Origin of the sequence: Streptomyces sp. NPDC092952 (genome assembly GCF_044754785.1) — a bacterium.
Taxonomy (GTDB): Bacteria; Actinomycetota; Actinomycetes; order Streptomycetales; family Streptomycetaceae; genus Streptomyces.
Window position 1 is genome coordinate 96008 of sequence record NZ_JBIVPT010000001.1, and the last position, 17247, is coordinate 113254.

Annotated in this window: 19 protein-coding genes; 7 read left to right on the forward strand and 12 right to left on the reverse strand. The window is 73.2% G+C overall.

The window, feature by feature from the left end; genetic code table 11:
* Positions 1-2: 2 nt before the first annotated feature.
* Positions 3-1019: a zf-HC2 domain-containing protein gene (locus ACIQGQ_RS00440; protein ID WP_402388798.1), complete on the reverse strand. Its 1017-nt coding sequence runs from the start codon at positions 1017-1019 to the stop codon at positions 3-5.
* Positions 1016-1777, reverse strand: a complete 762-nt coding sequence (gene sigE / locus ACIQGQ_RS00445; protein WP_352278258.1) for an RNA polymerase sigma factor SigE — start codon at positions 1775-1777, stop codon at positions 1016-1018. The genes ACIQGQ_RS00440 and sigE overlap by 4 nt, the downstream gene beginning before the upstream one ends.
* A gap of 183 nt (positions 1778-1960) precedes the next feature.
* Here sigE and ACIQGQ_RS00450 point away from each other — a divergent pair, with 183 nt between their 5' ends.
* Positions 1961-2626, forward strand: a complete 666-nt coding sequence (locus ACIQGQ_RS00450; RefSeq protein WP_366292864.1) for an O-methyltransferase — start codon at positions 1961-1963, stop codon at positions 2624-2626.
* A 94-nt stretch (positions 2627-2720) separates the two neighbouring features.
* Here ACIQGQ_RS00450 and ACIQGQ_RS00455 read toward each other — a convergent pair whose 3' ends face one another.
* Positions 2721-2888 carry a DUF3117 domain-containing protein gene (locus ACIQGQ_RS00455; RefSeq protein ID WP_003966491.1) on the reverse strand — a complete coding sequence of 56 codons (168 nt, stop codon included), beginning with the start codon at positions 2886-2888 and terminating at the stop codon, positions 2721-2723.
* Between the two features lie 312 nt (positions 2889-3200).
* Between ACIQGQ_RS00455 and ACIQGQ_RS00460 the strand changes: the two genes are divergently transcribed.
* Positions 3201-4013 (forward strand): enoyl-CoA hydratase/isomerase family protein, encoded by an 813-nt coding sequence (locus ACIQGQ_RS00460; RefSeq protein WP_402390257.1) that lies wholly within the window; start codon positions 3201-3203, stop codon positions 4011-4013.
* A 4-nt stretch (positions 4014-4017) separates the two neighbouring features.
* On the opposite strand, the gene ACIQGQ_RS00465 is transcribed toward ACIQGQ_RS00460, so the two are convergent.
* Together ACIQGQ_RS00465 and ACIQGQ_RS00470 are read right to left on the reverse strand one after the other, a co-directional pair.
* On the reverse strand, positions 4018-4605 hold the full coding sequence (locus ACIQGQ_RS00465; RefSeq protein ID WP_402388801.1) for a DNA-3-methyladenine glycosylase I: 588 nt from the start codon (positions 4603-4605) through the stop codon (positions 4018-4020).
* Positions 4602-5051 (reverse strand): hypothetical protein, encoded by a 450-nt coding sequence (locus ACIQGQ_RS00470; protein ID WP_402388803.1) that lies wholly within the window; start codon positions 5049-5051, stop codon positions 4602-4604. Before ACIQGQ_RS00470 ends, ACIQGQ_RS00465 begins: the two co-directional genes overlap by 4 nt.
* A gap of 141 nt (positions 5052-5192) precedes the next feature.
* On the opposite strand from ACIQGQ_RS00470, the gene folP reads away from it, so the two are divergent.
* Positions 5193-6065, forward strand: coding sequence for a dihydropteroate synthase (folP, locus tag ACIQGQ_RS00475; protein WP_366292857.1), 873 nt, complete (start codon positions 5193-5195; stop codon positions 6063-6065).
* A 216-nt stretch (positions 6066-6281) separates the two neighbouring features.
* On the opposite strand, the gene ACIQGQ_RS00480 is transcribed toward folP, so the two are convergent.
* Entirely contained in the window at positions 6282-7031 is a 750-nt protein-coding gene (locus ACIQGQ_RS00480) for a TIGR00730 family Rossman fold protein (protein ID WP_402388806.1), read from the reverse strand.
* Positions 7032-7133: 102 nt separating this feature from the next.
* Positions 7134-8213 (reverse strand): succinyl-diaminopimelate desuccinylase, encoded by a 1080-nt coding sequence (dapE, locus tag ACIQGQ_RS00485; protein WP_402388809.1) that lies wholly within the window; start codon positions 8211-8213, stop codon positions 7134-7136.
* Between the two features lie 119 nt (positions 8214-8332).
* Between dapE and ACIQGQ_RS00490 the strand changes: the two genes are divergently transcribed.
* Both ACIQGQ_RS00490 and ACIQGQ_RS00495 read left to right on the forward strand, forming a co-directional pair.
* A complete protein-coding gene (locus ACIQGQ_RS00490; RefSeq protein ID WP_402388812.1) occupies positions 8333-9292 on the forward strand; it encodes a hypothetical protein in 960 nt (319 codons plus the stop codon).
* A 310-nt stretch (positions 9293-9602) separates the two neighbouring features.
* The gene (locus ACIQGQ_RS00495) at positions 9603-9974 is read left to right on the forward strand and encodes an ATP-binding protein (protein ID WP_402388815.1); all 372 of its coding nucleotides are present in this window, start codon (positions 9603-9605) and stop codon (positions 9972-9974) included.
* A gap of 65 nt (positions 9975-10039) precedes the next feature.
* On the opposite strand, the gene dapC is transcribed toward ACIQGQ_RS00495, so the two are convergent.
* Both dapC and fdxA read right to left on the reverse strand, forming a co-directional pair.
* The gene (gene dapC, locus ACIQGQ_RS00500) at positions 10040-11134 is read right to left on the reverse strand and encodes a succinyldiaminopimelate transaminase (RefSeq protein ID WP_402388817.1); all 1095 of its coding nucleotides are present in this window, start codon (positions 11132-11134) and stop codon (positions 10040-10042) included.
* 103 nt (positions 11135-11237) lie between these two features.
* A complete protein-coding gene (fdxA, locus tag ACIQGQ_RS00505) occupies positions 11238-11558 on the reverse strand; it encodes a ferredoxin (protein ID WP_014048159.1) in 321 nt (106 codons plus the stop codon).
* 117 nt (positions 11559-11675) lie between these two features.
* Here fdxA and ACIQGQ_RS00510 point away from each other — a divergent pair, with 117 nt between their 5' ends.
* Positions 11676-12677, forward strand: coding sequence for a GNAT family N-acetyltransferase (locus tag ACIQGQ_RS00510; RefSeq protein ID WP_402388820.1), 1002 nt, complete (start codon positions 11676-11678; stop codon positions 12675-12677).
* 18 nt (positions 12678-12695) lie between these two features.
* Positions 12696-13535 carry a transglutaminase-like domain-containing protein gene (locus ACIQGQ_RS00515; RefSeq protein WP_402388823.1) on the forward strand — a complete coding sequence of 280 codons (840 nt, stop codon included), beginning with the start codon at positions 12696-12698 and terminating at the stop codon, positions 13533-13535.
* Here ACIQGQ_RS00515 and ACIQGQ_RS00520 read toward each other — a convergent pair.
* From ACIQGQ_RS00520 to ACIQGQ_RS00530, 3 genes are all read right to left on the reverse strand, one after another.
* A complete protein-coding gene (locus ACIQGQ_RS00520; protein ID WP_402388826.1) occupies positions 13528-14070 on the reverse strand; it encodes a hypothetical protein in 543 nt (180 codons plus the stop codon). The two genes, ACIQGQ_RS00515 and ACIQGQ_RS00520, sit on opposite strands and share 8 nt — an antisense overlap.
* 80 nt (positions 14071-14150) lie before the next feature.
* Positions 14151-16166, reverse strand: coding sequence for a GTP-binding protein (locus tag ACIQGQ_RS00525; RefSeq protein ID WP_402388829.1), 2016 nt, complete (start codon positions 16164-16166; stop codon positions 14151-14153).
* A 612-nt stretch (positions 16167-16778) separates the two neighbouring features.
* Positions 16779-17247, reverse strand: a 469-nt coding sequence (locus ACIQGQ_RS00530; protein WP_402388832.1) for a hypothetical protein, incomplete at its 5' end; no start/stop codon positions are given.

Sequence of the window (17247 nt, forward strand, 5' to 3'; positions counted from 1 at the left end):
CGTCAGCGCCGGGCGGAGAGCGGCAGGCGGAGTTCGGCGGGGGTGGGCATGGCGGAATCCGACGGCTCCGCCCCGGACTGCGGCACGGCGGACGCCGGGGGCCGGGCGGCCGGCCGCCCGAAGACCTCGGCGAAGAGCGGGGTGGTGGTGGTCGGACGTATCAGCGGCGGCGCGGGCACGCTGTTCAGCATCCCCGTGGTGAACGGGGAGCCCGCGAGGCTCTCCCCGGAGAGCACCGCGGGGGTGACGGCGGTGACGGGCCGCACCGCGACGGCGTCGCCCGGCACACCGGACGGGGCCGCGGCGGAGGGGCCGCTGCCCGACTCGCGCACCCTGAGCAGGCCCTGACCACCGCTGTTGCGACGGCTGACCGAGCCGGTCTTCTCGCCCCTGAGCGCGGTGTCGAGCGGAGTCACCGTGTTTCCGCCGCCCGCCGCCCGCGCGGCCGTGCTCGTGCCGGACCCCGAGGGCAGCGCACCACCGAGGGCGATCGCCGCCAGCGAGACGGCGCTCGCCGCCGCGAAGGCGAACCTCCGGCCGCGCCAGGGCGACCGCTCACCCTCCCGCCCCACCTCGTGAATACGGAAGCCGGAACGGGCCGGGACGGCCGGCAGCACGGCGGACGAGCCGTGCGGGACCGGAAGGTAGCCGAAGCCGCCGAGCGGCCCGTTCGCCGGTGCGTCGGGGCGGCTGCCGGACGGCCGGGTCACGGGGAAGAATCCGTCGGCGATCCGTCCGGAGCCGCCGAATGGTCTGTCCGGGCCGTCGTCGTCACCCCCCGGTCCCCCGGGAAGGCCCTGCAGCCGGGCAAGGAAGCCCTCGGACGGCGACGGCGGGGCGGACTGGGCGAAGACGTTCTTGAGGCGCCGCTGCGCCGCGGCCTCCGCCTTGCACTTGGCGCAGGTCGCGAGGTGGGCGAGGACCCGCTCCCGGGCGTCGTGCTTCAGCTCGCCGTCGACAAGCGCGGCGAGGCGGTCCCCCAGATGCTGTTCCGCGGGGGTCGGACCTGTGCCACTCACGCCGTTCCGCCCTCCCCCGCCAGGACCGCGCCCGCCAGCGAGCGCTGCTCGGCGCGGGCCTCGGGCGAACGGTGCCGCAGGGCCTTGCGCAGATGCGAGCGCCCGCGGTGGATACGGCTGCGCACGGTGCCGAGCTTCACGCCCAGCGTCGCGGCGATCTCCTCGTACGAGAGGCCCTCGATGTCACAGAGCACGACGGCGGCCCGGAACTCCGGCGCGAGGGTGTCCAGCGCCTGCTGCACGTCCGCGTCGAAGTGGGTGTCGTTGAAGACCTGCTGCGGGGAGGGCTCACGGCTCGGCAGCCGCTCGGCGGCGTCGTCACCGAGGGAGTCGAACCGGATCCGCTGCTTGCGGCGGACCATGTCCAGGAACAGGTTGGTCGTGATGCGGTGCAGCCAGCCCTCGAACGTGCCAGGCGTGTAGGTCGACAAGGACCTGAACACCCGGACGAAGACCTCCTGCGTGAGGTCCTCCGCATCGTGCTGGTTGCCCGTCAGCCGGTAGGCGAGGCGGTAGACCCGGCCGCTGTGCGTGCTGACGATCTCTTCCCAAGAGGGCGGTGTCCACGCCTGGGATTCCGCGTCGGAGGCGAAGGTCGCGGTCGTTGCGGAGTCGTTGGAAGAACGGTCAGCGATGTTGGTCACGGATTTCGGCTCACCCGCCGACCTGAGAAAGCGCCGCAGCACTCCTCCCCGATCCACAGGCGCAGCCGCACCTCCCCTATCGGCTCTGGTGGTGTCCAGTGGAGCCCCTACCATAGCCACCTCGCCCGTTAGCTCCGGATAAGCCTTATTCCTGCTGGGGCCGGGGGGTCGCCCCGGGAACCGCCGGCCCGCGGAAAACCGACCCGATCCGCGGGCCGTTTCCACGGGCTTTCCCCCGCCCCTGCATAACGCCCGGTCCCATCTGCGGGTTCCCGGGCACAGCGGATACAGTCACCGTTGCGCCAACTAAGGGGACAGGAGAGGGTCATTACCGCCAACCGGCAGACGAGCTGGGCGTTCGCCGACGCCTTTGTCGCCGAGGACGAAGCACTGCTCTGGGCCCGCGACCGGGCCCACGAGACGGGGCTCCGCCCGGTGTCGCCAGGTACCGGCGCCGCGCTGCGTCTGCTCGCCGGTACGACGGACGCCAAAGCGGTGGCCGAGATCGGCACCGGCACGGGCGTGTCCGGGCTCTACCTGCTGGCCGGGATGCGGCCGGACGGCGTGCTGACCACGGTCGACCCGGAACCCGAGCGCCAGCAGTTCGCCCGCGAGGCCTTCCGGGCCGCGGGCTACGCCGCCAACCGGGCCCGGTTCATCCCGGGCCGCGCCCTGGACGTGCTGCCGCGGCTCGCGGACGGCGGCTACGACCTCGTGTTCTGCGACGGCGACCGGCTGGAGACCCTCGAATATCTCGCTGAATCGTTGCGCCTGCTGCGCCCCGGCGGCCTGGTCTGCTTCGAGGGCATGTTCGCGGACGGCCGGACGGTCGACTCGGCGGCGCAGCCCGCCGAGGTGCTGCGGGTGCGGGAGCTGCTGCGCGCGGCGCGGGAGAGCCAGGAGCTGATGGCGACGCTGCTGCCGGTGGGCGACGGGCTGCTGTGCGCGGTGCGCCGGGGCTGAGCCCGGCCCCGCCGGATGCGGACTGTTTCGGACATGCCACTGCCCCGGTACGGACGACGTACCGGGGCAGTGGCGGAAGTCTGGGCTCCTGGGTTCAGCCGACGACCTTCTTGAGAGCGTCGCCGAGCGCATCGGCCTCGTCCGGCGTCAGCTCCACGACAAGCCGACCGCCGCCTTCGAGCGGAACTCGCATGACGATGCCCCGCCCCTCCTTTGTCACCTCGAGCGGGCCGTCGCCCGTCCGCGGCTTCATGGCCGCCATGCTCGTTCCCCTTCCTGAAACCAGCTCATTGCAACCGGCGGCCCCAATGAAAGGCGCTGTGTCACCGGCATCGAACACATTGCTTCCAGGCCATTATCCCGCATCACCGACCCCAATGACCAACATCGGTCTGCATCGCTTGTGCAACGCGCTCTCGCAAAACCACCCAATTCGGCGATCGGCCTGCGATACTCCGCCCCTCGTGCCCCCATGGTGGAGCGCGAATATTAGACGCAGGTCACATGTCGGCCGTCGCCGGAGTCGGCCATGCTTGCCTGGACAGGCATGGCCCAGGTGCGAAGGGACGACGAAATGGCCGACCACATGGCGGACAGCGTGCTCTGCGAAGTGAGCGACGGACTGGCGACGATCACGATCAACCGCCCCGATGCGATGAACGCCATGAACACCGCGGCCAAGGAGGCGCTGCGGGACGCGCTGGAGGCCGTGGCCGCCGACACCGCCGTACGGGCCGTGCTGCTCACCGCGACCGGGCGGGCGTTCTGCGTCGGTCAGGACCTGAAGGAGCACGTCGCCACGTTGGAACGCACCCGGGAGGCGGGCGGCGGCAACGCGCTGAGCACCGTGCGGGAGCACTACAACCCGATCGTGCGGGCCATCACCGGCATGGCGAAGCCGGTCGTGGCCGGGGTGAACGGGGTGGCCGCCGGGGCGGGCTTCGGCTTCGCCCTCGCCTGCGACTACCGGGTGGCCGCCGACACCGCCTCGTTCAACACCTCCTTCGCCGGGGTGGCCCTCACCGCGGACTCGGGCGTCTCCTGGACGCTGCCGCGGCTGATCGGCCAGAGCCGCGCCGCCGACCTGCTGCTCTTCCCCCGCTCGGTCCCGGCGAAGGACGCCTACGAGCTGGGCATCGTGAACAGGCTGGTGCCCGCGGCCGAGCTGGCCTCGGAAGCCGCGGCGGTGGCCCGCGCCCTGGCCGACGGGCCGACGGTGGCGTACGCGGCGCTGAAGGCGTCGCTGGCCTACGGAGCGGACCACGGCCTGGACGAGGCGCTGGAGAAGGAGGACGAGCTCCAGACCAGGGCGGGCGCCTCCGAGGACCACACGATCGCGGTGCGGGCGTTCCTGAACAAGGAGAAGCCGAAGTACCTCGGCCGGTAGCCCTCTACTCCCCGGTGCCGCGCGCCACGCAGTCGGCGAGGTGGTCGTCGACCAGGCCGCACGCCTGCATCAGGGCGTAGGCCGTGGTGGGGCCGACGAAGCGGACGCCGCGCTTCTTCAGGTCCTTGGCGAGGGCGGTGGACTCCGTGGTGACCGCGGGGACGTCGCCCGTGGTGCGCGGGGCCGGGCGGCCGGCCGGATCCGGGGCGTGCGACCAGATCAGCTCGTCCAGCTCGCCGGGGCGCCAGTCGGCCAGCACCTTGGCGTTGGCGAGGGTCGCGTCGATCTTCGCGCGGTTGCGGATGATGCCCGCGTCGGCGAGGAGGCGCTCCCGGTCGGTGTCGGTGAACTCCGCGACCTCGGCGATCCGGAAGCCCGCGAAGGCGGTGCGGAAGCCCTCACGGCGGCGCAGGATCGTCAGCCAGGAGAGGCCGGACTGGAACGCCTCCAGGGAGAGCCGTTCGAAGAGGGCGTCGTCGCCGTGGACGGGGCGGCCCCACTCGGTGTCGTGGTACGCGAGGTAGTCCTCGGTGGACAGGCCCCAGGGGCAGCGCGGCGCGCCGTCCGGGCCCTTCTCGGTGCCTTTGCTCATCGCCGGGGCTCCTCTCCGGACTCGTCCGTGGACCGGGGCTGCTCGGCGGGCGCCTCCCAGGGGGCCCTCGGCCGGTCCTCGGGGATCCGCTCGCGCGCCTCGGCCCCGGCCCCGGTCTCGTCGATGAGGCCGGGGCCGCCGACCGCCGCGGCCTGCACACCGGCGAGCGCGGACTCCAGCTCCGCGATCCGCGCGTCCCGCTCGGCGAGCTCGGCGCCGAGCCGGTCGAGCGCCACGTCGACGTCCATCATCCGGTAGCCGCGCAGGGCCACCGGGAGCCGCAGGGCGTCGAGGTCCGCCCGGCCGACCGGGCGGTTCTCCGGCAGCGGGTCGGTCAGCCGCTCGGGCGCCACGTCCTGGAGGATCGCCGTTCTCCCCCCGCCGACCACCGCCAGGGTGACCGCGGCCACCACCACGACCATCGTCACCAGCAAGAACCAGAACACGCGCATCTCCCCGGAAGCGGAAACCTGTCCGGGTCCGATCGTGCCATGCGGCACCGACAGCCGGTGCCCGGTCCGGCGGCCGTCCCCGATCGCTTAGGGTCACAGGCGACCCACCGGCGACGGAGCAGAGGAGAGACCCGGATGCGAAGCGGTGCGCTCAGGCTGGGGCGGCGCGAGTTCGGTGCGCACGAGCCGGTGATCATGGCGATCGTGAACCGTACCCCGGACTCCTTCTACGACCAGGGCGCCACTTTCCGGGACGAGCCGGCGCTGGACCGGGTCGAGCAGGCGATCGCGGAGGGTGCGGCAATCGTCGACATCGGCGGGGTGAAGGCGGGCCCCGGCGAGGAGGTCACCGCCGAGGAGGAGGCGCGCCGCACGGTGGGCTTCGTCGCGGAGGTGCGCCGCCGCCACCCGGACGTGGTGATCAGCGTCGACACCTGGCGCCACGACGTGGGCGAGGCGGTCTGCGAGGCCGGGGCGGATCTGCTGAACGACGCCTGGGGCGGCGTCGACCCGAAGCTCGCGGAGGTCGCCGCGCGGTACGGGGCCGGCCTGGTCTGCACGCACGCGGGCGGTGCCGAGCCGCGCACCCGGCCGCACCGGATCGCGTACGACGACGTGATGGCGGACATCCTGCGGGTGACGGTGGGGCTGGCCGAGCGGGCGGTGGCGCTCGGGGTGCGGCCCGACGGGATCATGATCGACCCCGGTCACGACTTCGGGAAGAACACCCGGCACTCCCTGGAGGCGACCCGGCGGCTCGGCGAGATGACGGAGACCGGATGGCCGGTTCTCGTCTCCCTGTCCAACAAGGACTTCGTCGGCGAGACCCTGGACCGGCCGGTGAAGGAGCGGGTCATCGGGACGCTGGCGACCACGGCCGTGTCGGCCTGGCTGGGCGCGCAGGTGTACCGGGTCCACGAGGTGGCCGAGACCCGCCAGGTGCTGGACATGGTGGCGTCCATCGCCGGCCACCGGGAGCCCGCCGTCGCCCGGCGCGGCCTGGCCTGACGGGGCGGGGCCGGGGCCGGGACCGCCGCTCCCGCGACGGCCCCGCGCGGCTCTAGGGGGTGTCTGACAAATGCCTGCGGCGTCGCGGGGTCCGGCACGCACGCTCGCGGCGTTGCCGAACCGCCCACGTGGCTCCGCCACGCGGACGCCCCGGCGCCTTGCGACCGCACGCACCGGACCCCGCTCCTTCACCCGCACTCATTTATCAGACACCCCCTAGCGGCCGACCTCCTTGGTGACGAGCGCGACCGCCTCGTCCACGTCGTCGGTGACGTGGAACAGCATCAGGTCGTGCTCGGACGCCTTGCCCTGGGCCACCACCGTGTCCCGCAGCCAGTCCACCAGCCCGCTCCAGTACGCCGTGCCGAACAGCACGATCGGGAAGCGGGTGACCTTGCGGGTCTGGACGAGGGTGAGGGCCTCGAAGAGCTCGTCCAGCGTGCCGAGGCCGCCGGGCAGCACGACGAACCCCTGGGCGTACTTCACGAACATCGTCTTGCGGACGAAGAAGTAGCGGAAGTTGACGCCGATGTCGACGTGCGGGTTGAGGCCGGACTCGAAGGGCAGCTCGATGCCGAGGCCGACCGAGACGCCCTTCGCCTCCCGCGCGCCCTTGTTCGCCGCCTCCATCGCGCCCGGGCCGCCGCCGGTGATCACCGCGAATCCGGCCTCGACCAGGGCCTTGCCGATCCGTACGCCCGCCTCGTACTCGGGCCCGTCGGGCCCGGTGCGGGCCGAGCCGAAGACGCTGATCGCGCTCGGCAGTTCGGCCAGCGCGCCGAACCCCTCGACGAACTCCGACTGGATGCGCATCACCCGCCAGGGGTCGGTGTGGACCCACTCGGAGTCGCCCTCGCTGTCCAGCAGCCGCTGGTCGGTGGTGCCGGGCTGCACCTGTTCCCTGCGGCGCAGTACCGGTCCGAGCCGCTGTTCCTCGGGGACGCGCGTTCCCTCGGGGTTGCCCATGACCTGCTCCCTCCGACGACGGTGGGCGGCCGTCGGGCGACGGCCGCCCCTGGTCAGGTCAGGGTAGATCGCCGGAGGTTGCGGACGGGGGAATGCCGTGGGTCAGGCGGTGAGCCAGGAGCGGAGCCGCTCCTCGCAGTGGGTGATCCGCTCGGTCCGCACGTGCTCGTCCCGCTTGTGGGCGAACAGCGGGTCGCCCGGTCCGTAGTTGACCGCGGGGATGCCGAGGGAGCCGAAGCGGGAGACGTCCGTCCAGCCGAACTTGGGCCGGGCGGTGCCGCCCACCGCCGCCATGAACGCGCGGGCCACCGGGTGGGAGAGGCCGGGCATCGCCGCGCCCGAGTGGTCGTCGACGGTGAACTCGGCGACGCCGCAGTCCGCGAAGACCTCCCGGACGTGGGCCAGCGCCTCCTCGGGGCTCCGGTCGGGCGCGTACCGGAAGTTGACGACGACGGTGCAGGCGTCCGGGATGACGTTGTTGGCGACGCCTCCCTCGATCCGGACCGCGTTCAGGCCCTCGCGGTATTCGAGCCCGTCGATGACCGGGCGGCGCGGCTCGTAGGCGGCGAGCCGGGCCAGGACCGGGGCGGCGGCGTGGATGGCGTTCGACCCCATCCAGCTGCGCGCGGAGTGGGAGCGCTCGCCCTCGGTACGGAGGAAGACCCGCAGGGTGCCCTGGCAGCCGCCCTCGACCTCGCCGTCGGAGCCCTCCAGCAGGATCGCGAAGTCGCCCGCGAGCCAGTCGGGGTGCGCGTCGACGACGTGGCCGAGCCCGTTGAGGTGCGCGGCGACCTCCTCGTTGTCGTAGAAGACGAAGGTGAGGTCGCGGTTGGGCTCGGGCACGGTCGCGGCGATCCGCAGCTGGACGGCGACGCCCGACTTCATGTCGGAGGTGCCGCAGCCCCACAGCACCCCGTCGTCGTCCAGCCGGGAGGGCACGTTGTCGGCGATCGGCACGGTGTCGATGTGCCCGGCGAGCACCACCCGCTCGGCCCGGCCCAGGTTCGTCCGGGCCACGACGTTGTTGCCGTACCGGTCGACGGTCAGGTGCGGAAGGGGGCGCAGGGCGGCCTCGATGGCGTCCGCGAGGTCCTTCTCCTGACCGCTGACCGACGGGAAGTCGACGAGCCGGGCGGTGAGCGCGGGGCCGTCGAGGGTGAGGTCAAGTGTGGTTTCGGGCATGGGACCGACCCTAAAGGACCGGACTTGGGCGGTGCTGCCCCGGAACATTGGGCCCGGCGTTCCCGAACAGGGTCCCCGGGCCCTCGGAGCCGGGGCGGACACTCCAGTACGGTGGGCGCGTGCCCCGGACCACCTCCCCCACCCGCCGCAGCCGCCTCGTGCGCATCACTGCCGCACTCGTCGTTCTCGCCGCGCTCTGCGGCTACATGACCGTGCAGTACATAACGAGCAGCAAGATCGTCGACGGCTGTGTCGTGGAATCCGCCGACGGCTCGGCCGGCGAGCGGCGGACGTTCCGGATGAGCCCGGAGCAGGCCGTCAACGCGGCGATGATCGCGGCGGTCGGCACCTCGCGCGGGATGCCGGAGCGCGCCGTGACGATCGCGCTGGCGACCGCGCTCCAGGAGTCCGGGCTGCGCAACATCGAGCACGGCGACCGGGACTCGCTGGGGCTCTTCCAGCAGCGCCCCTCGCAGGGCTGGGGCACCGGGAAGCAGATCCTGGACCCGGTGTACTCCGCCGGGGAGTTCTACCGCCACCTCGCCGAGGTCCCCGGCTACTCGCGGCTGCCGCTGACGGTCGCCGCGCAGCGGGTCCAGCGCAGCGGCTACCCGCAGGCGTACGCGAAGCACGAGCCGGACGCGGCCCTGCTGTCGGCGGCGCTGACCGGCCGTACGCCCGCCGCGCTGAACTGCTCGCCGCCCCGGGCCACGGCCGCCGGTGCCGACCCGGCGAAGGTGCGGGCGGAGCTGGTGCGCGCCTTCGGCAAGGACGTGCTGCCGGCCGTGGACAAGGCGCCCGCGGAGGGCGCGGGCGCGGCCGGCTCGGCGGCGGCCGGTGTCGTCTCGGTGCCGGTGCCCCCGGCCCGGGAGCCCGCGGAGGGCTCCGGGAAGGACGCCGGGAGCGGCGGTGCGGCCCGGCGCGGCTGGGAGCTCGCGCACTGGGCGGTCGCGCAGTCCGAGGCGCTCCGGCTGGACCGGGTCTCGTACGGGGGCCGGGTGTGGGAGGCCGGGGCGGGCTGGCGGACGGAGCGTGACGGCGCGGGCGGCGCGGACGTCCGGATCCGGCTCGCACGGTAGACCACTCCCGTACCGAACGGGAGTTCGCGAGGTCGCCCGAGGGGTGTGCTCCGGTCCGTTTCGAGCGCCCCCTCGCGCACCCCTCCCGCCCTCGCGCGGCGGTTCACGGGTTCCCTTGCGGGAGCGGTGGAGTGACGGTTCGCCACGCCCCGCTGGAATGCCGTGTTCGCCCGGTTTCCTCCGGCACGGGCCGCGCGTCGCGTTACCGACTCTTTACCTTGGCCCACCGCAACCTCCCCCGCCCTTTCGACGGTTGTCATTGCGTCCGATCAACGGACAGACTCATTTCTCACTCCGTCGAAGGAGCATCATGTCCCTCCCCCTGACCCGCCGGATCGCCCGTGCCGCGCTGCTGATCGCCGCAGGCGCTGCCCCCGTGGTCGGCGCGGCCGGAGCCGCGGGCGCCGCTGAGCTCCCGCAGACCCCGGACCTCGGCGGTCTGACCAGCGTCGACGGCTCCCACCTGGGCAAGACGGTCGACGGCGTGACCAAGCAGGGCAACCGGGTCGCGGGCGACACCGGCGGCCGCCTCGTCGGTACGGCCCTCCCGGCCGCGCAGCGGACCGCCGGCGACGCCGCCCCGACCGTGCAGAAGACGGCCGGCGGCGCCGCCGGTACCGCGGGCCAGCTCCTCGGCAACGCCGCCGGTGCCGCCACCCAGGGCGGCCTCCCGCTCGGCTGACCGTCCTCCACGCGCGAGGGGCCCCGGGAGTGCGCACTCCCGGGGCCCCTCGCGTACGGGACGGATCAGGCCAGCCGCTTGACGGCCGCCGCCACCCGCTCGTCCGTGGCCGTGAACGCCACGCGTACGAAGCGGTCGCCGGCCGGGCCGTAGAAGTCGCCCGGCGCGACCAGGATGCCGAGCTCCGCCAGGTACTCCACGGTCTGCCAGCACGGCTCGTCGCGGGTCGCCCACAGGTAGAGGCTGGCCTCGCTGTGCTCGATGCGGAAGCCGTGCGCCTCCAGCGCGCCGCGCAGGGCGGTGCGCCGCTCCGCGTACCGGGCCCGCTGCTCGGCCACGTGCGCGTCGTCGCCGAGCGCCGCGACCGCCGCCGCCTGGACCGGGGCCGGGGTCATCATGCCGCCGTGCTTGCGGATCTTCAGCAGCTCGCCCAGGACCGCCGCGTCGCCCGCGACGAAGGCCGCGCGGTACCCGGCCAGGTTGGAGCGCTTGGACAGCGAGTGGACGGCGACGACGCCCTCGTACGTACCGCCGCAGACGTCCGGGTGGAGGACGGAGACCGGCTCGGCCTCCCAGCCCAGCTCCAGGTAGCACTCGTCGCTGAAGACCAGCACCCCGTGCTCGCGGGCCCAGGCGACGATCCGGGTCAGCTCCTCCTTGGGCAGGACCCGGCCGGTCGGGTTCGACGGCGAGTTGAGCCAGAGCAGCTTCAGCCCGGCCGGGTCCAGCTCCGTCGGGTCGTCGTAGACGACGGGCTCGGCGCCGCAGAGCCGGGCGCCCACCTCGTACGTCGGGTAGGCGAGCCGGGGGTAGGCCACCCGGTCGCCCGCGCCGAGGCCCAGCTGGGTCGGCAGCCAGGCCACCAGCTCCTTCGAGCCGACGACCGGCAGGACGTTCTCGTGGCCGGCCCCGCGCGCGCCGAGCCGCCGCTCCAGCCAGCCGGTGATCGCGTCGCGCAGCTCGGCGGTCCCCCACACCGTCGGATAGCCGGGGCTGTCCGCGGCGGCGACCAGCGCCCGCTGGACCAGTCCGGGCACCGGGTCGACGGGCGTGCCGACGGACAGGTCCACGATGCCGTCCGGATGGGCCTCGGCCGTCGTCTTGTAGGGCGTGAGCTTGTCCCAGGGGAAGACCGGGAGGCGGGAGGAGACTGCGGACACGGATCTCTGCTTTCTCGTACGTCTCGTACGGGGCTGAAAACGCCTCGGTCCCGCACGGTGACGAGCCGTGCGGGACCGGGGCGGCGCACCTGGCGGCCGCCTGCTACTGGTTCTGCGGCGGGAGCGCGGCGACGAACGGGTGGTCACGCTCGATCAGGCCGAGCTTGGAAGCACCACCGGGCGACCCGAGGTCGTCGAAGAACTCGACGTTCGCCTTGTAGTAGTCCTTCCACTCCTCCGGAGTGTCGTCCTCGTAGAAGATCGCCTCGACCGGGCAGACCGGCTCACAGGCTCCGCAGTCGACACACTCGTCCGGGTGGATGTACAAGGACCGCTGGCCCTCGTAGATGCAGTCGACGGGGCACTCTTCGATGCAGGCCTTGTCCTTGACGTCGACACAAGGCTGCGCGATGACGTAGGTCACGCTGTCGTTCCTCCTCGGTAGGGCGTTGGCTCTCGCGCGGGAGCGCGGCGTCGTCGATGCCCGCCCCTAGTATCTCCGTTCCGGGGCACGAACCGAACAGGAGGGGCGTACAGAGCTGTGGAATTCACCATCGGCGGACAGCTCACGGTCCGAATCACACCTGCTGACGTGGGCAAACGCGTATCAGTCCGGCGTATGTACGAGAGTGGATCACAAGGGGCGCTCTTCACCGACACGGTCGGCGTTCTCACATCGTGGGACAGCGGTGTGCTCTCGATCACACCCAGGAACGGTGAGCCGGTCCGGATCGCCGAGGCGGATCTGGCGGCGGGAAAGGTGGTGCCCGCCGCCCCGGCCCGGCGGCGGGGTCCGGCGGCCTCCTTCGAGGAGCTGACCGGGGCCGGTGCCCGCGCCTGGCAGCCGGTGGAGAGCGAACGGCTGGGCGACTGGCGGCTGCGCTCCGCCCACGGCTTCACCCGGCGGGCCAACTCCGTCCTGCCGCTCGGTGATCCCGGCCGTCCGCTCGACGACGCCCTCGGATACGTGCGCCAGTGGTACGGGCGCCGGGGGCTGCCCGCGTACGTCCAGGTCGCGACCGGCGCCGAGAGCACCCAGGAGGTGCTCGCCGCCGAGCTGGCCGGGCGCGGCTGGCGCCGCGAGGTGACGGCGGAGGTGCGGGTGGCCGGGCTGGCCCCGGTCGGCGACCTGGATGCGGAGGTGTCCGGGGTACGGCTGGACCGGGAGCCGGACGTGAGCTGGCTCGCCCGCTACCAGCGCGCCTCCGCCCCGGGGCCGCACGTCCTCGCGGTGCTGCGCGGCGGGCCCTCGGTGTGGTTCGCCTCGGTCCCCGGTGACGAGGAGGGCGCGCCGCCCGCCGCGATCGGACGGTGCGTGGTGGACGGGCGGTGGGCCGGATTCATGGCCGTCGAGGTCGATCCGGCGCAGCGGCGCCGGGGGCTGGCCACCGCCGTGATGACCGCGCTCGCCCGCCGGGCCCTGGCGGAGGGCGCCTCGGCGGCGTGGCTCCAGGTGGAGCAGGACAATCCGGGGGCGCGGGCGCTGTACGACGGCATGGGCTTCGCGGTGCACCATCTGTACCACCACTTCCGGTCGGCATGAGCGGGACGGGCGGCTGCGATGAGTGCTGAGTCCGCGGGGCGGGAGGAGTGGTTCGGGCAGTTCGCCGAGGAGGCACGGGCGGAGCGCCCGGACCTGGCGCTGCTCTGCCTGCTGCTGGGCGCGGTGGCCGATCCGGGGCTGGACGCGCACGGGATCGACGCGGCGCAGATCGAGCTGGACGAGCTGGCGGGGCGGCTGCCGTACGGGATCCGGGGCGGCCGGGCCTGGGCGTCGGCGCTGGCCGAGCTGCTCGGTGAGCGGTGCGGTTTCGCGGGGTCGTCGGCGGACTACCAGCGGCTGGAGTCGTCGTTGCTGCACACGGTGCTCCGCAGGCGCCGCGGGCTGCCGATCCTGCTGTCGGTGGTGTGGATCGAGGTCGCGCGGCGGGCGGGCGCCCCGGTGTACGGGGTGGCGCTGCCCGGGCATTTCGTCGTCGGCTTCGGCGATCCGGACGAGCGGGTGCTGGCCGACCCGTTCGACGGCGGGCGGCCGATGACCGGTCAGGACGCGGAACTGCTGGCGGCGGGGGCGACCGGCCGGCCGCTCGACGCCTCGGTGCTGGAGCCCGCGCGGACCCTGGACATCGTGCGGCGGATCCTGAACAACATCCGGGTCTGGGCGGCGACCCGGCCGGAGCGTACCGATGTGGCGCTGTGGGCGGTGGACCTGTCGCTGCGGCTCCCCTCGCACCCCGCCCGGCTCCGCTACGAACGGGCCCAGCTCCTCGTACAGAGCGGCCAGTTCATGCGGGGTGCGGCGGAGATGGAGGAGTACGCGGACGTGGTCGACGGGGTCGAGCCCGTGGCGGCGGAGGCGATCCGCCACCGGGCCCGGGCGGCCCGGTCGCTGCTCAACTAGTTCTGGATCCCTGGTCGGCCCACCGGCGCAGCAGGCGTTCCCGTTCGGCGCTCCGGGGCGCCCCGCCCTCGGTGCGGCCCCACTCCGCCATGGCCGCCAGCGTCGTGGACATCGTCGCGGCGCCCTCGGTGAGCCGGGACAGGACGGCCCCGGAGAGGGCGGCCTCGGTCTCGGAGTAGCCGGCCGCGGCGGCGGCGTACGCGTGCAGCAGGCGCCCGGAGCCGTCCGACTCCACCCGCAGCGTCATCAGCGGCGGGGCCTCGCCCGAGCGGAGCGGGCGCTCGGGCAGGACCAGGTTCAGCACCGTCTCCACGGCCGCTCCCCCGACGATCCCGGCCTGCCGCAGCAGGGACTTCATGGGGACGTCGGTCATGGTCAGGGCCGTCACGTCCTCCCAGAGGAGAAGACTGGACTGCCCGTCGCCGAGACCCAGCACGCCTTCGGGCGTCAACCGCACCCCGGGGGCCGTGCCGGACGGCTTCGCGCCCAGGTAGACATCGCCCTCGGCTATCCAGAACAGGCCCACCATGGCCATCGGCCGCTCACTCCCCCGTCGGTCGGTCCGGGCCGCCCGGTCGGGCGGCCCGGACCGATCCTAAGGGGTGTCCTGGCTGGTCAGCGCGGGTCCGAACCGGCGGCGACCCCGCGCGTGGTGCGCAGCAGGTACTCCTTGCGGTGCAGCGGATCGCGGTCGGTGCGCGGACGGGACGGGGGCGGGCCGACGACGGGCCGGTGGCGGGCGAAGCCGGATTCGAGCACCCCCTCGCCCCGGGTCAGGGACGGCAGCAGCTGCTGGAGCTCATGGACCCCGGCCGCCGGGATCTCCCCCTCCAGCACGCAGACGTCGCCGTGCGGGGCGGGTGTGCCCGGGACGGCCCGCAACCGGGCGAGTACGGGCAGGACCGGGCCGAGCAGCTCCGCGGGCAGCTCCAGCCGGAACCGGTGGATCGGCTCGTGGACGGTGGTGCCGGCCCGCCTCAGCGCGTCCATCAGCACCAGCGGGGTCAGATTGCGGAAATCGCCCGCGGTGCTCGACATGCTCTTGTCGAAGGTCGCGTGGGAATGGCTCTGGCGGGGCCAGTATCCGGAGTGCGTCATGGTGACGGCGCAGTCGGTGACCCGCCAGCCGTGGATTCCCTGTTCCAGGGTCTCCCGCACGGTTTCCTCCACCGCCCGCATCAGGGAGGAGGGCATCGATCCGAGTTCCACCTCCAGCCGGTAGGAATTACCGCTGCCGGCCGGTGCGGGATCGACCCTCAGTCCGACGGTCGCCAGAAAGGGATTGTCGCCCTCGTCGATGATCTCGTGCGCCGCGCCGGTGCCGTTCGGCCGCTCCAGGCAAATGGTGGTGGTCTCGCGGAAGGTGACGCCGATTCCGAATTCGTCGGCCAGCGTCGCCTGGACGACCTCCTTCTGCACTTCGCCGTAGAGCGAGACGGACACCTCCTTGCGGACGTCGTCCTGGCGCAGGCCGATCAGCGGGTCCTGCTCGGCGAGCCGGGCGAGCGCGGCGTGCAGCTCGCCCCGGCCCGCCGGGGGGACCGGGACGACGACGGATTCCAGCGTGGGCGGCGCGAACCAGCGGCCTCGGACCGTCGCGTCCGGTACGCCGACCGGATCGCCGATCCGGATGCCGTCGAGCCCCTGGAGCCTCGCGATCCGGCCCGCGCCGACCTCCGTGCCGCGTACGGCGGAGCCCTGGTCGAAGAGGTCGATCCCGGTCACCTTGGCCTCGGCTCGCCGGTCGTCCCGGCCGAAGGGCAGCCGGTCGCGGAGCCGGACGGTGCCGGAGAACATCCGTACGTAGGCCGTCCGCTCGCCGCCCGGTCCGCGCTCCACCTTGAAGACCGTGCCCGAGACCGGCCCGGCGGCGTCGCCACGGCTCGCGGGGAGCAGCTCCCTGACCCCGTCGACCAGGGCGTCGATCCCGGCGCCGGTGATCGCGGAGCCGAAGTACACCGGATGCACCAGGGCCCGCCCGGTCTGTGCGGCCAGCTCCGCGCGGAGCCGGTGGTACGGGAGCGGCGCGGCGTCCTCGACGTACGCGGCCAGCAGTGTGTCGTCGTGGTCGGCGAGCAGTTCGGCGAGCCGGTCCGTGTGGGCGGTGTCGGCGCCGGTGTACGGCACGCAGCGGGCGCCGGGGGTGCCCGGTTGCTCGACGCGGCCCATGGCGAGGACGGCCGGGGTGAGCTTTCCGGCGACGGCCCGCAGCACGGCCCCGTCCCGCGCGCCGCCCCGGTCGACCTTGTTCACGAAGACCAGTGTCGGGATGCGCAGGCGCCGCAGCGTCCGCATGAGCACGCGGGTCTGCGCCTGTACGCCCTCCACGGCCGAGACGACCAGGACTGCGCCGTCGAGCACGTTCAGTACGCGCTCGACCTCGGCGATGAAATCGGGGTGCCCGGGGGTGTCGATCAGATTGACCGTGGTGTCCTCGACGGCGAACGAGACCACGGCGGATTTGATAGTGATGCCGCGTTGCCGTTCGAGCGCCAGGGAATCGGTCCGGGTGCTGCCGTCGTCGACGCTGCCGATTTCGTCGATGACTCCGGCGGTATGGAGCAGTCGCTCCGTCAGGCTCGTCTTACCCGCGTCGACATGCGCCAGGATTCCGAGGTTCAGCGTGTGCACGAATCTCCATGTATTCGAAGTCGGTGATGATTCCCGCCTGAATGAACATGGGAGTTCCGCGCATGATCCGCTCCTTGGGCCGGCCGTTGTCGGCGACGAGTAGAGCAGTGGGCCGGATCGCCGCACAACCGGTTTTCCGGGCGCGGCTCCGGCGTCCCCGTTCCGCCGCTCCGCACACCTGTGGGCGCCGGAAGCAAGGAAGCCGGCTTCGGCGCGTCGGGCTCTCCGGGGCCGTCCGGGAGGCGGATCGGTGCCGGTCCGGGGGCGGAACGGGTGCGGGGTCCGGGTGCGGCGGGACGCGTCGCATTCCGGGGGCGGTCCTCGGATTCCGCGTCAATTACCGCTGGAAGAAGGCGCGTTGACGGGTATCGGAGGGAGCGTGCGGTGCGGGCGGGTCGTTTCGGGCGGCGGATCGGGCGCGGCAAACGGGTGGCGGCCCGCCGCCCAAACCTCCCGCGCCGCCGCCGTGCAGTCCAACGGGTGATTATCGGCCCCACACCACCCGAAGAGCCCACGCGAGGGCTCCCTGGCGGCTCTCTCCGATGGCGCGCACCGGCATTCCGACTGACGGTGGATCACGTCGCCACTGCGCCACATTGAGTCGACAACCAGTCACTCTGCGCAGTTGCACGGAAGGAATGTGTTCAGATGCGCTCTGCCCGCACACTGTTCGCTTCGGCCGCTGTCACAGCGGTTCTCGCCATCACCGGCCCGGCCGCCTACGCCATGGCGACGTCCGGCGACTCGGGCCACGACAACGGCTACTCGTCCTCGCGGGGCGGCGACCACGGAGACCGCGGCGGTGACCACGGCGACCGCGGTGGCGACCGCGGCGGCCGCGGCGGCGACCACGGGGACCGTGGTGGCCGTGGCGGTGACCACGGAGGCCGTGGCGGCGACCACGGTGACCGTGGTGGCCGTGGCGAGCACGGCCGCCCGCACGGCGGCATCCACACCGGTGGCGGCTTCATGGCCCGCGTGGTCACCGGCGAGAACGGCCCGGACGACGGCGGCGACCGCGGCGGCGACCGCGGTGGCTACGGCGGCGACCGTGGTGGGGACCGCGGCGGACGCGGTGGCC